This is a genomic window from Mesobacillus maritimus (assembly GCF_019749255.1).
GTDB classification, from domain to species: domain Bacteria; phylum Bacillota; class Bacilli; order Bacillales; family Cytobacillaceae; genus Mesobacillus_B; species Mesobacillus_B maritimus_A.
In genome coordinates, this window is sequence record NZ_JACWFH010000001.1 from 131,105 (window position 1) to 145,824 (window position 14,720).

The 14,720-nt window shown below is 38.9% G+C and carries 14 protein-coding genes and 1 other annotated feature; of the genes, 9 read left to right on the plus strand and 5 right to left on the minus strand.

Annotation, left to right across the window (positions count from 1 at the left end; genetic code table 11):
* The first annotated feature begins 720 nt into the window (after positions 1-720).
* Together H0185_RS00650 and clpB are read left to right on the plus strand one after the other, a co-directional pair.
* The gene (locus tag H0185_RS00650; RefSeq protein WP_221870188.1) at positions 721-909 is read left to right on the plus strand and encodes a YjzC family protein; all 189 of its coding nucleotides are present in this window, start codon (positions 721-723) and stop codon (positions 907-909) included.
* Positions 910-1,206: 297 nt separating this feature from the next.
* Positions 1,207-3,810, plus strand: coding sequence for an ATP-dependent chaperone ClpB (clpB, locus tag H0185_RS00655; protein WP_221870190.1), 2,604 nt, complete (start codon positions 1,207-1,209; stop codon positions 3,808-3,810).
* 40 nt (positions 3,811-3,850) lie between these two features.
* Here the strand turns inward: clpB and H0185_RS00660 are convergent, their stop codons facing one another.
* Positions 3,851-4,045 (minus strand): YjzD family protein, encoded by a 195-nt coding sequence (locus tag H0185_RS00660; RefSeq protein WP_221870191.1) that lies wholly within the window; start codon positions 4,043-4,045, stop codon positions 3,851-3,853.
* 182 nt (positions 4,046-4,227) lie between these two features.
* Here H0185_RS00660 and H0185_RS00665 point away from each other — a divergent pair, with 182 nt between their 5' ends.
* The 3 genes from H0185_RS00665 (at position 4,228) to H0185_RS00675 (ending at position 6,990) form a co-directional block, all read left to right on the plus strand.
* Entirely contained in the window at positions 4,228-4,962 is a 735-nt protein-coding gene (locus tag H0185_RS00665) for a hydrolase (RefSeq protein WP_221870193.1), read from the plus strand.
* A 65-nt stretch (positions 4,963-5,027) separates the two neighbouring features.
* A complete protein-coding gene (locus H0185_RS00670) occupies positions 5,028-5,912 on the plus strand; it encodes a hypothetical protein (RefSeq protein WP_221870195.1) in 885 nt (294 codons plus the stop codon).
* Between the two features lie 127 nt (positions 5,913-6,039).
* Positions 6,040-6,990 carry a BMP family ABC transporter substrate-binding protein gene (locus H0185_RS00675; protein ID WP_221870197.1) on the plus strand — a complete coding sequence of 317 codons (951 nt, stop codon included), beginning with the start codon at positions 6,040-6,042 and terminating at the stop codon, positions 6,988-6,990.
* Between the two features lie 83 nt (positions 6,991-7,073).
* Here H0185_RS00675 and H0185_RS00680 read toward each other — a convergent pair whose 3' ends face one another.
* Positions 7,074-7,370 (minus strand): hypothetical protein, encoded by a 297-nt coding sequence (locus H0185_RS00680; RefSeq protein WP_221870199.1) that lies wholly within the window; start codon positions 7,368-7,370, stop codon positions 7,074-7,076.
* 191 nt (positions 7,371-7,561) lie between these two features.
* Here H0185_RS00680 and H0185_RS00685 point away from each other — a divergent pair, with 191 nt between their 5' ends.
* The 4 genes from H0185_RS00685 (at position 7,562) to H0185_RS00700 (ending at position 11,618) form a co-directional block, all read left to right on the plus strand.
* Complete coding sequence (locus H0185_RS00685) at positions 7,562-8,494, plus strand: beta-ketoacyl-ACP synthase III (RefSeq protein WP_221870201.1); 933 nt, start codon at positions 7,562-7,564, stop codon at positions 8,492-8,494.
* Positions 8,495-8,521: 27 nt separating this feature from the next.
* Positions 8,522-9,763 (plus strand): beta-ketoacyl-ACP synthase II, encoded by a 1,242-nt coding sequence (fabF, locus tag H0185_RS00690; protein ID WP_221870203.1) that lies wholly within the window; start codon positions 8,522-8,524, stop codon positions 9,761-9,763.
* A 141-nt stretch (positions 9,764-9,904) separates the two neighbouring features.
* Complete coding sequence (locus H0185_RS00695) at positions 9,905-10,690, plus strand: DUF2268 domain-containing putative Zn-dependent protease (RefSeq protein WP_343223057.1); 786 nt, start codon at positions 9,905-9,907, stop codon at positions 10,688-10,690.
* Positions 10,691-10,871: 181 nt separating this feature from the next.
* Positions 10,872-11,618: a YjbA family protein gene (locus H0185_RS00700; protein ID WP_221870205.1), complete on the plus strand. Its 747-nt coding sequence runs from the start codon at positions 10,872-10,874 to the stop codon at positions 11,616-11,618.
* Between the two features lie 41 nt (positions 11,619-11,659).
* On the opposite strand, the gene trpS is transcribed toward H0185_RS00700, so the two are convergent.
* The 3 genes from trpS to H0185_RS00715 form a co-directional block, all read right to left on the minus strand.
* Positions 11,660-12,649, minus strand: coding sequence for a tryptophan--tRNA ligase (gene trpS, locus H0185_RS00705; RefSeq protein WP_221870207.1), 990 nt, complete (start codon positions 12,647-12,649; stop codon positions 11,660-11,662).
* A gap of 54 nt (positions 12,650-12,703) precedes the next feature.
* Positions 12,704-12,926: a binding site (T-box leader), on the minus strand.
* Between the two features lie 77 nt (positions 12,927-13,003).
* Positions 13,004-14,278 carry a dicarboxylate/amino acid:cation symporter gene (locus H0185_RS00710; RefSeq protein ID WP_221870208.1) on the minus strand — a complete coding sequence of 425 codons (1,275 nt, stop codon included), beginning with the start codon at positions 14,276-14,278 and terminating at the stop codon, positions 13,004-13,006.
* 205 nt (positions 14,279-14,483) lie between these two features.
* A complete protein-coding gene (locus tag H0185_RS00715; protein ID WP_221870210.1) occupies positions 14,484-14,672 on the minus strand; it encodes a hypothetical protein in 189 nt (62 codons plus the stop codon).
* Positions 14,673-14,720 lie beyond the last annotated feature (48 nt).

Genomic DNA, 14,720 nt, shown 5'->3' on the forward strand with positions numbered 1-14,720 from the left:
AGTGCGAATTGAAGTGGAATTGCGCGAATAGAACCTCGATATTAGTGAATAGAAAAGGTCGATGCGAATAGAAAGGTGATTTGCGTGAATAGAAGGGTGGAAAGTGCGAATTGAAGTGGAAATTGCGCGAATAGAACCTCGATATTAGTGAATAGAAAAGGTCGGTGCGAATAGAAAGATGATTTGCGCGAATAGAAGGGTGTAAAGTGTGAATAGAAATGGAGTTTGCACGGATAGAACCTCAATAAAGGTGAATAGAAAAGGTCGGTGTGAATAGAAAGATGATTTTCGTGAATAGAAGGGTGTAAAGTGCGAATAGAAATGGAGTTTGCACGGATAGAACCTCAATAAAGGTGAATAGAAAAGGTCGGTGCGAATAGAAAGATGATTTGCGTGAATAGCAGGGTGGAAAGTGCGAATAGAAATGGAGTTTGCGCGAATAGAACCTCAATAAAGGTGAATAGAAAAGGTCGGTGCGAATAGAAAGGTGATCTGCGTGAATAGAAGGATGTAAAGTGCGAATAGAAATGGAGTTTGCGCGAATAGAACCCTAAAAATGGTGGATAGAAACCGCTATGGTGCGAATAGAAATGAGCATTCCTCTGCTTAAGCATCTAAACTCATTTAGTGGACTATTGTTGGGCAAACTTTCCTTCATGTTATCAGCACGTTCGGAAATAATAATATGGCAAAGATATTGGAAAGGGAGGAGGCAGCTATATGGGCCAAAACCGACAATTTCGTGCAGGACAAAAGGCACCTAATAATGGTGTCTATATTGAAATCGGTGAAACAGGAAGCAATGTGACCAATCCTCAAAAAATTAAATTAAATGCAGGAGATTATTTTCCGGAAAATTCTAATCACAACAGACTATGGACGTACCACAAAATCCATAGACATACCTAGAAAAGCGGAAGCGCCCTGTTTAGCGGCGTATAGCCTGGAGCTTCCACCTGAGATAAAGGATAAAGGAAACACGAAGAACCGTAGGTGATTCGATGTTGACTTATCGGAGGATGGTAAGCGAAGGACACTAGCCGCTAGGGTGCTGAAGCTAGACAAAGAAAAGCGGAAGTGCCCTGTTTTTGCGACTTAGGCAATAAAAAAGTAAAGCCATCCGGCTAGGATGGCTTTATTTTTAGTTTACACAAAGATATAATAATATAAAGGTCAAAAATGGTCAGAATAAAAGGAGGAGCTTCGGTGGATATAAACAGGATGACCGAAAAACTTCAACAAGCTGTTTTTCAGGCACAGTCATTGGCTGCTGAAAACCATCATCAGGAAGTAGATGACGTCCATTTATTTCTTACAATGCTTAATCAAGAAGAAAGTCTGGCTCGTACTATTCTAGAGAGGCTTGGAGAAGACGTTGAAGCGTATAAAAAGGATTTAACAGTTGCCCTACATAAAAAACCACAAGTATCAGGAAGTGGAACAGAGGCTGGAAAATTGTATATCACCTCTAACTTACAGCAACTGTTAGTACATGCAGAACAAGAAATGAAGCAGTTTCAAGATGAGTTCCTTTCAGCTGAACATATTGTACTAGCTTTGCAACAAGCAAAGTTAACGGATGCGAACAGACTTTTACTATCGAATAAAATTAGTCGAGAAAAGCTTTTATCGGTTATTAAAGATATAAGGGGGAATCAACGAGTGACCTCTCAAAATCCTGAGGCAGGTTATGATGCCTTAAAAAAATATGGCAGAGATTTAGTGGAAGAAGCTAGAAATGGGAAAATGGATCCAGTCATTGGTCGGGACAGCGAAATTCGCAACGTCATCAGGATCCTTTCACGAAAGACAAAAAACAATCCCGTTTTAATCGGAGAGCCGGGAGTTGGGAAAACGGCGATAGTGGAAGGGCTTGCCCAAAGAATTGTTAGACGTGATGTTCCGGAAGGTTTGAAAGACAAGTCTATTTTTTCACTGGATATTGGTGCTTTAATTGCAGGGGCAAAATTTAGAGGAGAGTTTGAAGAAAGATTAAAAGCCGTTTTAAATGAATTAAAAAAGAGTGAAGGGAAAATCCTCCTGTTTATTGATGAACTCCACACAATTGTGGGGGCAGGAAAAACAGAAGGAGCAATGGATGCAGGCAATATGTTAAAACCAATGCTTGCAAGAGGAGAACTTCATTGCATTGGTGCAACCACTTTAGATGAACATCGGAAATATATTGAAAAAGATCCCGCTTTAGAGAGAAGATTTCAACAAGTCCTTGTACAGGAACCAAATGTGGAAGACACCATTTCGATCTTAAGGGGACTGAAGGAAAGGTTTGAAATCCATCATGGGGTCAATATCCATGATCGAGCAATTGTTGCCGCCTCCACTCTTTCAGATCGATATATTACCGACCGTTTTCTTCCTGATAAAGCAATCGACCTTGTTGATGAAGCTTGTGCCATGATTCGTACAGAAATTGATTCAATGCCAAACGAGCTTGATGAAGTGACTCGTCGCGTTATGCAGTTGGAAATTGAAGAAGCAGCACTCCAAAAGGAAAAGGATGAAGCTAGCAAAGAAAGATTAGTGACCCTTCAAAAGGAGCTTGCCAATTTAAGAGAAACTGCTGGTGTAATGAAAGGGAAATGGGAAAAAGAAAAAGAGGATATCCAAAAGGTCCGGTTAAAGAGGGAAACTCTTGAAAAGTTAAGACATGAACTAGAAAAGGCAGAAAATGAATATGATTTGAATCGAGCTGCTGAACTTAGGCACGGCCGTATACCTGCATTGGAAAATGAACTAAAGGAAATTGAACTGCGGGTAACGGACGGAGATAAGGAAGACAGACTTCTTCGTGAGGAAGTGACAGAAGAAGAAATTGCTTCTATTGTGGCAAGGTGGACGGGCATTCCTGTAACAAAGCTGGTTGAGGGAGAGAGAGAAAAACTACTCCGCTTAGAAACAATTCTCCAAAAGCGCGTGGTTGGTCAAGATGAAGCCGTTTCACTTGTTTCTGATGCGGTTCTTAGGGCAAGAGCGGGGATTAAGGATCCGAACAAACCGATTGGGTCTTTTATCTTCCTAGGTCCGACAGGAGTTGGAAAAACCGAATTGGTTAAAACGCTGGCTGAAGCATTATTTGACAGTGAAGAACAACTGATACGACTGGATATGTCAGAGTACATGGAAAAACACACGGTTTCAAAATTAATAGGAGCACCTCCTGGTTATGTTGGCTATGAAGAAGGTGGTCAATTGACCGAAGCAGTGAGAAGGAAGCCATATTCAGTTATTTTATTTGATGAAATTGAAAAGGCACATCCAGAGGTATTTAATATCTTACTTCAAATGCTTGATGATGGACGAATTACTGATTCTCAAGGTCGGACAGTGGACTTTAAAAATACGGTCATCATTATGACTTCAAATATTGGCTCACACTTCTTACTTGAACAATCTGATTTTGAAGCAGGAATTAAGGAGGAAGCTAGAGAAAATGTAATGGGACAACTTCGCAACCACTTCCGTCCGGAGTTTCTAAATCGCATTGATGAGATTATCTTATTTAAACCACTTCAGATCAATGAAATAAAAGAAATTGTTGTGAAACTATTGGACGAATTGCAGCATAGACTAAAAGACCAGAACATACAGATAACCATTAGCGAAGAGGCTAAGGAATTTATCGCCGTTAACGGGTTTGACCCTGTTTATGGTGCAAGACCATTGAAACGATATATACAAAGAAATGTGGAAACGAAACTAGCGAGGGATATTATTGCTGGAAAAATTCGTGAAAAGAGTCATATTGAAATATCTATTACCGACGGTCAAGTGGACATGGTGGTCAAATAAAAAAAGTCATCCTATTTTAGGATGACTTTTTCATCTCAAATTAATGAGATCCATGTTGGTCAGCAGGACCATCAGCAGGTAGCACTAATGGAATGATGAATACCAAAATGGCTGATACGACTGTAAGAATGATTCCAGTTTGGAGGTCATACCCAACACCCATCATGGAGCCGGTTACATAAGTCAACATTTGAATCAAAAGGAATGTCCAAAATAAAGTCCAGAAATAACGCATGATTTTCACCTCTACCCTGCAAAAGTTCTCATTTTATCTTACCATAATGTGAAAAATTAATAAATAAAAATTAGCAACTATAAGACTAGCTTATCCTTCTCCACCGTAGGCTAATCCCCATTCATTTTGTCGAGAACCTCATACATTAATATGAACAAACTGTTTAAAGGAGTTTTGAGATAATGGAGAACCGGAACTTCAGACTGGATACCGAATGGAATATGATACATTACCCGCACAGACCTAACGGTTTCGGTATCTTAATTTTGGGAGACGAGAGGCATTTTGTTGATAGCCAAAACAGTTTTTGGACGCAAAATGAAGGAAAACGCAAACTTCTTCATGATTTTAAAGAAGCTGGATATACCATATTTTATTCGAATTTATTCGGAATGAATTGGGGAAGCCAAAATGCAGTAGATCTAGCAGCACGATTATGTGCACATATCCGCCGGTCCGAAATCTTGAACGATAAAATACATGTATTTGCAGAAGGAATGGGCGCACTTACTGCATTGAAACTATTGAAAAGAGAGAAAAGAATTCGTTCACTATTATTACTAAATCCTGTGCTTTCTTTAAACAAGCACTTGGAACAGGAAAAAGAGCATAAATTTTTCTATAAAAAGTTGTTACAGGAATTAGCTATAGCCTACCAATTGGAACCAAAAGAAGTCACAAAGTATCTTTCCGAACAAGAGGATTTCCCTCATATACCTGCAGAAATACCTATGAAGGTAATCCATGTGCTTTCTGGAAATCGTGCCTATAAGCAATCTATGTTATTAAAAGAGTTCAGCCAAACATGGAAGGAGCAGAAGGTTAACTTCAATGTACTTTATATGGTCCCTGAAAAGAAACCACAAATAGGAATACAAACGGTTCAGTTCTTTAATAAACATGAACAGGACCTTTAAACCAGGTGCAATAATTTTCAGCTAATGTCATAGGATACATTGAAGATGTATCAGGGGGATTGTATATGAATAAGGCAATTATTATTGGCGCATTTGGTTTTTTAGGGTACAGTGTTTGCCGCGTTATGCTTGATGAGGGAATAGAGGTAAATGCAATTTCTGTAGGTAAGAAGTTTCCTAATGTTATTGAAGAAAAGCGAATGCAAATTGGCAGAAATGCCAATTTTCTTGAGGGCGATCTTTTGATAAATGAAGATAAAATGGAACAAATTCCGGTGATCATCCCATTTTGTGATTTTTATATGCTAGAAGAGGAAGAACTACTGTTTGAGCATCACTTTCTTCAGGAAGAGCTATTATCATTAACTCCGGAGAATCATCCAATAACCTTGTTGCTTCCTGAGCAACTTGGTTACGAAGACTCCTTTGAAATCGAGCCGCTAGCTAAGCTTAAGCAGAATTTATCTACAAAGGGTTTCTTACTCAAAGAAGTCCTAGTCCCAACCTTATATGGTCCGTGGCAACCCGAAGGTTGTTTTTTTCAGCAACTCCTTTCTTTAGGTGAAGATACAATTAACGTTCCAACTTTGAACAAAAGAGAATGTACTAGTGATGCAATTTATATAGCTGATGCAGCATCCTTGGTTAGAGATTTGCTGGAAGAGGACCAGGAGGGAAAGTTTGTTTTACGAAGCGGCGAAAATAATAGTTGGAGAAAATGCTTGAAGAGCATATATGATAGCTTATTTAATTCAAAGCTAAGTAAAGTGGAAGGAAAATGTATAACGAATCTCGAAAACATGAAAAATATGAACTCGCCCTTAGATCAGGTACAAAAGTTGAGTAGAGAATACGATGTAGTCTATGTAAAAGAACCAATGGACATCTTAGAGGGACTGGAAAAACAACGGAACCACCATTTACGTCTATCAAGAGGGAATCAGGTTTAAAGTGTGAAAACCCTTTTCAAATGAATGGTTAAAAAGTAAAATTAATAATATACACATTATAGGCGAACAGAAAAAGCCAGCTACTATTATTTCCAAGTCACGGATGCAATAAAAGGAGTTGCAGCAAATGTTGAAACGTTTTGGGCTTATTTTGTTTAGCCTGCTATTGTTGGGAGGGTGCGGACAACCTCTTGCAACAGGAAAAATTGAAAAAGTGGGCCTACTCGTTCCTGAAACAATTAACGATCAAGTCTGGGGTACCGAGGGTTACCGAGGGTTATTGCGAATTCAATCCCGTTTTAATATTGATGTTTTTTATAAAGAAGGAATGAAATCCGAAGCTTTAGTCGAAGCCGCAGTAAAAGAATTTGATGACAACGGTGTTAACCTCATCTATGGTCATGGGAACGAGTATGCTGAATACTTTAATCATATTTCAGAGAAATATCCAGATATCCATTTTATCAGTTTTAATGGCGATGCCAAAAATGAAAATACCACAAGTTTAAATTTTGATGCGTATGCGATGGGGTTTTTTGGCGGCATGGTTGCAGCACATATGACGCAATCAAATCATCTTGGTGTCATTGCGGCTTTTGAATGGCAGCCAGAAGTAGAAGGCTTCTATGAAGGAGCAACGTTTTATAACAATGACACTGAAGTGGAAATTCATTATGTTGGACATTGGGATCATGATGAAAAGGCATTGGAAATTCTCGACAGATTACTCTCAAGAGGAGCTGACGTGATTTACCCAGCGGGCGATGGCTATAATATTCCAATTATTGAACGGGTAAAAGAAAAAGGTTTGTTTGTAATTGGGTATGTTTCTGATCAATCAGATTTGGGGGAGTCTACAGTGCTAACTAGTACGGTTCAGCATGTAGATGTCCTTTATGAACTAGTTGCTTCAAAATATAATGAAGAGAATTTAGAACCAGGAAATTTATATTTCGATATACCTGATGGAGTGATTTCCCTTGGGGAGTTCAGTCCTAATGTTGATCCTGAATTTAGGGAAGTCATGCACCAGCATATGAACACCTATAAAGCGACTGGTAAATTACCCAATGAGTAAAGTGATTGGGCTGCGGGCATTTGAATTGCTGCAGCCTTTTTTTATTTCCTTAGAGGTCATAGCTGCTGAATAAGCACTTATACCTACTTTTTTAGAAATTGGTCGAATAAAGGTTTAATTTTACTGAACATCGGTTTTAATTGTTTGGCGGTACCTACAAGGGAATCAATATGCATCAGAATTTCCTCTAAGTTTACTTGATTCAGGAGATTGTCTTCTGCTGGTGTTTCTGTTGCCCTTTTTTCATCTTCAACATGATGTTTGTTTCGACTTGAACCAAACATTAAACGATCAAAAGGGTGTTGTTCATTCTTCCCGGTCTCTATTGTGTTTGGGCTATCGGTTTCTGTTTGGATACTTTCATCTTTATCATAATCCATTTTAGAACCTCCTTTTCATCATTCTCCTTTTGGTTTAGTTTATGTCGATAGGCAAGACACGGCATAGTCATTAGCGGAAACTAGGCAATTCCTGTTGCAGGTTTATACCAACATCTGATAAAATTAGTACCAGCTAATAATATTTGATATTAAAAAACAAAAGACAAGAGATATATAAAGGAGATGGCCCTATGAATGCAGGGATAATTGGAGTTGGTCGTTTTATTCCAGAAAATATTGTTACCAATCTTGACCTTGAAAAACAAATGGATACTTCTGATGAATGGATTCGAACTAGAACCGGTATAGAAGAAAGAAGAATTGCCGGAGATGATATGGATACATCAGGGTTAGGCTATCGTGCGGCAAAAAAAGCACTAGAAGCAGCGAACGTTGCACCAGAGGAAATAGACATGATATTGGTTGCGACTGTTACCCCAGATCAACCTTTTCCTAGTGTTGCGTGCATGCTTCAAGATAAATTAGGTGCTAAAAAGGCTGCGGCGATGGATGTTAGTGCTGCTTGTGCAGGTTTCATGTACGGAATGGTAACGGCAAAACAGTTTATTGAAACCGGAGTTTACAAGAATGTATTAATAGTAGGTGTGGAGAAATTATCTAAGGTAACCGATTGGGAGGACCGAAATACAGCTGTCCTGTTTGGCGATGGTGCTGGAGCTGTAGTAATGGGACCTGTTAGCGAGGGGAAAGGTATTCTTTCCTTTGAATTGGGTTCTGACGGATCTGGTGGTAAGTATCTTTACCAGGATACACATATAAGAATGAATGGCCGAGAGGTTTTTAAATTTGCTGTTAGACAAATGGGGGAAAGTAGTGTCAATGTCTTAGAAAAGGCAGGATTAACAAAGGAAGATGTTGATTTTCTCATTCCGCACCAAGCAAATATTCGGATTATGGAAGCTGCAAGGCAGCGTCTGGAGCTTCCTGTTGAAAAGATGTCAAAAACAGTTCATAAATATGGAAATACCTCTGCAGCTTCTATTCCCATTTCGATGGTTGAGGAACTAGAGGCAGGAAAGATTAAAGATGGAGATCTCATTGTCATGGTTGGGTTCGGAGGCGGTCTAACTTGGGGCGCTATAGCCATGCGTTGGGGAAAATAATCGTTCATCAAAAAGGAGATGACTTAAGTGGAAAAACGGAGAGTTGTGATTACTGGGATTGGGGCAGTGACCCCTGTAGGAAATGATGCTGAGACAACTTGGAAAAATATTCTCGCAGGAGTATCAGGCATTGGACCTGTAACGAGAGTTAACGCTGATGAGTATCCTGCCAAAGTTGCTGCTGAATTAAAAGATTTTAATATAGAAGATTTCGTTGATAGAAAAGAAGCAAGAAAGATGGATCGCTTTACTCATTATGCGGTGGCTGCTTCCTTAATGGCTGTAAAAGATGCAGATTTAGAAATCAATGAACAAAATGCTGAACGGGTTGGGGTTTGGATTGGATCTGGTATTGGTGGCATGGAGACGTTTGAACAACAGTATGAAAACTTCCAAAAACGAGGGTATCGTCGTGTAAGTCCTTTCTTCGTGCCCATGCTAATCCCAGATATGGCTACAGGTCAGGTCTCAATTAGTCTAGGGGCACGTGGATTTAATTCTTGTACTGTAACGGCATGTGCAACAGGGACAAACTCTATTGGTGATGCATTCAAAGTCATCCAGCGTGGCGATGCTGACGTTATGGTTAGTGGTGGTGCCGAAGCTCCAATAACAAAAATGAGCTTTGCTGGCTTTTGTGCGAACACCGCACTTTCAACGAACCAAGATCCTTTGAAGGCAAGTCGTCCGTTTGATAAAAACCGTGATGGCTTTGTCATGGGAGAAGGCGCAGGGATTGTTGTCCTTGAAGACTTGGAACATGCATTAGCGAGAGGGGCAAAAATATACGCGGAAATCGTTGGCTACGGTGCAACAGGGGATGCTTATCATATTACAGCACCTGCTCCTGAAGGAGAGGGTGGGGCACGTGCAATGAAAATGGCACTAAATGATGCAGGCTTAAATCCAGATGAAATTGGCTATATTAATGCTCACGGAACTAGCACAGATTATAATGATAAGTTTGAAACAATGGCAATTAAGAAGGTGTTTGGTGAGCATGCATACAAAGTGGCTGTAAGCTCGACTAAATCAATGACAGGACACTTGCTAGGTGCCGCAGGTGGGATTGAAGCAATCTTCACAGCTTTAGCAATTAAAGAAGGAATGTTACCTCCTACAATCAATTATGAAACACCTGATCCAGATTGTGACCTTGATTATGTACCTAACGAAGCTCGTAAACAAGAAATTGAAGCGGCTATTAGTAACTCCCTCGGTTTTGGGGGACATAATGCCACGATTGCACTTAAGAAATATAATGAATAAATAGTACATGGCCTTAAATCACATTGGTTTAAGGCCATTTTATTTGCACCTAAGTTTTCATGTTATTAACGATAAAATATTTATTACATAAACTAAAATGAGAAATTTGTTCAAAACTAGATTCCTTAGGGGGTGAGTGGTGTGGGAGGAGTCGAGACAGATAAGTGGCTTGAAACTGATTTTCACCGTCCATTGGAAATATGTGAAAGAATGCGAGAATCTTTCGGAGGGGATTCATCAAAAAGAATTTATCAATATCTATTAGAGTTTGGAATGTATCGGCCAAATCATCGTACCCAACAAACATTTATGGAGTTGAAGGAACAAAAAGCATGGGAACGTTTAGAAAAGCTTTTTCTTAAATATAAGAACAAGTGGCAGGGACCAGATGTTCCAGTTTATTTGTTTCCAAAAAATATAGGAGGAATCTTCTCAACAAAGACCCAGGATACTCAAAAGTCGGGTGTTTCATTTGAAGACAAGGTATTCCTGTTTATTTCGCCGTTAGAGGATGAAAAGGAGCTAGAAGCACTATTTGTACACGAATACCATCATGTGTGCAGGCTGAATAAACAAAAGAAGAAAGTTAAGGACTATACCTTAATGGATTCAGTTGTGTTAGAGGGGCTGGCTGAAAATGCTGTTTTTGAACAATGCGGGGAGAAATATTTGGCAAAATGGTGTACTCAATATTCTTCTAAAGAGCTTTCGAAGATTTGGAATCAGGTATTTAAAGAGCAATTAGAATGTAAAAAAACAAGTAGATTGCATGATGATTTATTATTTGGACTTAAAAAGTATCCTCCAATGATTGGTTACGCACTAGGGTACAAGATTGTGACACTATTTAAAGAAAAAAATATATTGTCCACCGAGGAATCATTTATCCTACCCTCTAAAAAGTTCGTGAAAGATGTCGAATTATAAAGATATAGAATTTTATATCCCACTGCAAAACGTATGCAGTGTTTTTTTGTTTTAATTCTTACTGATGGTGGGAGGAAATTACTTATTAATATTCGTTCGGTCTGTATGAAATAAGGAATAATTTTACTTATGTCTGCCCATACTGAGTGCAAAGAGTAACTTGTTGAGAGGGGTTGTAATCATGTTGTATCTTCACGATGTTTGGGTGAATTGGTTTGAAGGTGAAGAAAATGGATACAATGTTTGCCATTTCCACGAATGGAGAAAAGATGATGGTGTAGAACTTTTGGACCAAGTGCCACTATTAAAAATTGATTCTCTATTATTTAATTACATAGAAAATGATTTATCAGAATTACCTCAGCAGCTTATGGATGATATCTATCAAAAAGCCTTTTTAAGGAAGAATCATGAGCGAGTACAATTGGATTATTGTTTTGTCGTATCAGATGGAGTTGGGATTCTAGCGGTAGATACGATTGGATATAATATTCCAATCCGAAAAAGTAGATTAATTCCAAGACAGGAACAACTAGTTTTTGAAATGCTCGAAAACCAAGAAACAAGTAACTATAACTTTAACGATCACTCATCCTTAAAAGATTTTCATATTCTTTCACCAGCCCCAGATTTAATGAGGGGACTTACTAGAAAAGAAAGACAGTTAAAGCAGTTATTGTTTATGGCAATGGACCAGTTGCATTCTTCTCAAAATGTTGCCGAGGTCAGGTACTGGTTGACTGAATGGAGTCCTGAAAAGTATGAAACAATTCAACAACTTTCTTTTGAGGAAGTTTGGGAAGAGCTATATGATGAAACGAAATATGGTTGGTCAAAAAGGCATTATGCTTTCTGTGAAAATTTAATTAAAGGCCAAACATTTTTCGAGAAACTATGGGAAATGGAACACGGATCAAAGGTAAATTAAAAGGAGCCATTTGGCTCCTTTTAATTTTGGCTTAATTCAATTTATCTTCTTTTTCTTCCTAGTCCCATTGCATTTTCCATCTTTTTCACCATTTTGCCTGCTACTAAATTGGCTTTTTCCGCACCTCTGTCAAGAATATCATCAAGCTCTGAGGACTCCATTAATTCCTGATATCTAGTTTGAACTGGTTCAATTGCTTTTACCACAACTTCTGCGACATCTGATTTGAAGTCTCCATACCCTTTTCCTTCGTAAGCTAGCTCAAGCTCTTGAATGGATTGATTGGTCAGGATGGAATAGATAGAGAGTAGATTAGAGATTCCAGGTTTATTTGCTTTATCATATTTTACGATTCCCTCAGAGTCTGTGACCGCACTTTTGATTTTTTTCTCAATCTGTTTTGGAGTATCCAGCATTGAAATGAACCCTTTTGTGTTAGCATCAGATTTGCTCATTTTCTTTAATGGATCTTGTAAGGACATGATTCTTGCTCCAACTTTTGGAATTCGTGCTTCGGGAATTGTAAAGATATCATTATATTTCTTATTAAATCGTTCTGCCAAATCTCTTGTTAGTTCAATATGCTGCTTTTGATCTTCACCAACAGGAACAAGGTCAGCGCTGTATAGTAGAATATCTGCGGCCATAAGTGGTGGATAGGTAAGTAGGCCAGCTGTTACTGCCTCTTTACCTGCAGACTTATCTTTGAATTGAGTCATTCTTTCAAGTTCCCCGATATAAGCTACACATTGCAACATCCATCCTGCTTGGGCATGAGCTGGAACTTCAGATTGGATGAATAGTGTTGCTTTTTCTGGGTCAATGCCAGAAGCAAGGTATAAGGCTGCAAGACTTCTTGTATTTTGACGAAGTTGAAGCCTATCTTGAGGAACAGTGATAGCGTGTTCATCGACGATGCAGAAATAGCAATTGTATTCATCTTGAAGCTCAACGAATTGTTTCATCGCTCCGATATAGTTGCCAAGGGTAATAGTACCACTAGGCTGAATTCCTGAGAAGATTGTTTTCATTTTTTGACCTCCGAAATGTTAAAAGAATAGAAAAAAGACCATACATCCCCATCAAATAGGGACGAATGGTCCGCGGTGCCACCCTAATTACTCCAAAAAAGAGCTCTCATTCATGCGTTCAATGCATGATCCGGTAACGCTGGAAACGTCTACTGATACTTTCATTTCACAGTAGAGGCTCGAAAGTCCATTCCACAAGTTCGGTTGTTTGTTCACACCATCCACAAACTCTCTGATAAACCTCTGCAAGTGTACTACTCTTTGTCAACGCCTTAATTATCATCTTCTAATGAGAAAATTATAAATCACTATTCGTTTAGAATCAAGAAGGCGAGTGTTTTTTCTGTACTACTGTTAAAAAGGAGCCTCAATGTTTTTATTGTTTATTGCATCCTTCAACCAGTTTTTCCCCTCGACTAACCGTGCAACAAGCATGGCGCATACTGTATTTCCAGTTGAGTTTAGCAAGGTTGCGGGTGCATCAATTATGGTACTGATAACAGCAATGATAGGAAGGACTTCAGGCGGTAAACCGAATACACTTAAAATTAACATTTCGCCAATCATTCCGCCTCCTGGTATGGCACCCATAACAGCGCCAACCAAAAAGGAAACTGCAAAGATGCTCAAAATGCTCGAGACGCTAGTCATTTCTTTCCCAAATAAAGTGAACAAAAAGACGATTTTAATGACGCCGCCAATGACTGAACCATCTTTATGGGTATTAGCGCCCAGTGGAACAATCGTTTCTGCGATATCAGTCGGAACTCCCATTTTACGAACTGCGGCTAAATTGATAGGAATACACGCTGCACTTGAACAGGTGGCAAGTGCAGAAATGGATGGTGTAAGTGCATTTTTCCAAAACACCTTGACCCCCATACTTCCCCCAGCAATAAAAGCATATAGAGTAAAGAAGCCTAAAAAATAGATACCAGTAATCGCTAAGTACAAGACAAACGCCCTTGCATAGCCTTCAAGAAGCTGAGGGCCAAGTTGTCCGATTATCGAAGCAAAGTACGCTCCTAATCCAATTGGTGCATAGTACATGATAATACTGACCATTTTCATAAAAACTGCCGATCCTGACGATAACAAAGTAGCAATTGGTTTGCCCTTATCACCCGCCAAGGCAGTGGCAATTCCAAATAAAACAGAGAAAACAATGAGTTGTAGCATATTGCTTTTAGAGAATAGAAGTGAAAAATCAGTTACGGTAAAAGTATTGACCAACTGACCCAAAAACGATATTTCTTCCGTAGATGCTGATTCTTCTGGTGAAGTCATGAAGCCTTTAATAGATGAGATGTCAGCCTCTTTTAAAGGGTTAATAATAGAAGTACCTAAAATGCCCAGACCTGCTGCAATCAAGGCCGTCAGAAAAAAGACAATCAGGATACTTCCCATGATTTTTCCGAGTCGTTTCATTCCGCTCATGTTACCAATCGCTGAGGAAATACTAAAAAAGACTAAGGGAACAATCATCATAAACAATAAATTTAAGAATAAATCCCCTAGTGGTTGTAGAACTTGAGCGCTTGGACCAAATTGTAGCCCGATAGCCCCACCAAGCAAAATAGAACCTAAAAGGATTAAGGTAAATCGATAATTTCGAATAAAAGATTTCACTTTCTACACAGCTCCTCTTGTGACGATACAGCTTTAATATAGCAGGTTTAGAGCCAATCTACACTAGTAATTAAATGGTTTTTGTCATAGCTTATAGACGATTGCTTAAAGAATATAAATAAGACAAATAGAAAAAGGCCTAAAGGAAGATCACTTCAGACCAATGTTTTAAAATTGAACTTTTTGGGTAATTAAGGACATTAGGTTATTTTTTCTTCGTTCCACCAACGCTCTTCCAACCGGTTTGTAGGCTAACGGATTTGTCGACAATTTCATTTTTGTTTTTCCCACCAAAAACCTTTAATCCAATCGCATTACTCATTACACCATTTAGTGCGGTAATACCAATGATTAATAAAGCGACAATTGTAAAATCTACTATGTATCCACCCATGGTAAACCTCCATCTCCTGTCCAAGTAGGGATTCGTTTCGTATAACCT

Excerpts from the sequence above, each read along its gene's own strand:
- H0185_RS00650 (WP_221870188.1), top strand. The coding sequence starts at position 721 with ATGGGCCAAAACCGACAATTTCGTGCAGGACAAAAGGCACCTAATAAT.
- H0185_RS00660 (WP_221870191.1), bottom strand. The coding sequence starts at position 4,045 with ATGCGTTATTTCTGGACTTTATTTTGGACATTCCTTTTGATTCAAATG.
- H0185_RS00665 (WP_221870193.1), top strand. The coding sequence starts at position 4,228 with ATGGAGAACCGGAACTTCAGACTGGATACCGAATGGAATATGATACAT.
- H0185_RS00670 (WP_221870195.1), top strand. The coding sequence starts at position 5,028 with ATGAATAAGGCAATTATTATTGGCGCATTTGGTTTTTTAGGGTACAGT.
- H0185_RS00675 (WP_221870197.1), top strand. The coding sequence starts at position 6,040 with ATGTTGAAACGTTTTGGGCTTATTTTGTTTAGCCTGCTATTGTTGGGA.
- H0185_RS00680 (WP_221870199.1), bottom strand. The coding sequence starts at position 7,370 with ATGGATTATGATAAAGATGAAAGTATCCAAACAGAAACCGATAGCCCA.
- H0185_RS00685 (WP_221870201.1), top strand. The coding sequence starts at position 7,562 with ATGAATGCAGGGATAATTGGAGTTGGTCGTTTTATTCCAGAAAATATT.
- H0185_RS00700 (WP_221870205.1), top strand. The coding sequence starts at position 10,872 with ATGTTGTATCTTCACGATGTTTGGGTGAATTGGTTTGAAGGTGAAGAA.
- trpS (WP_221870207.1), bottom strand. The coding sequence starts at position 12,649 with ATGAAAACAATCTTCTCAGGAATTCAGCCTAGTGGTACTATTACCCTT.
- H0185_RS00715 (WP_221870210.1), bottom strand. The coding sequence starts at position 14,672 with ATGGGTGGATACATAGTAGATTTTACAATTGTCGCTTTATTAATCATT.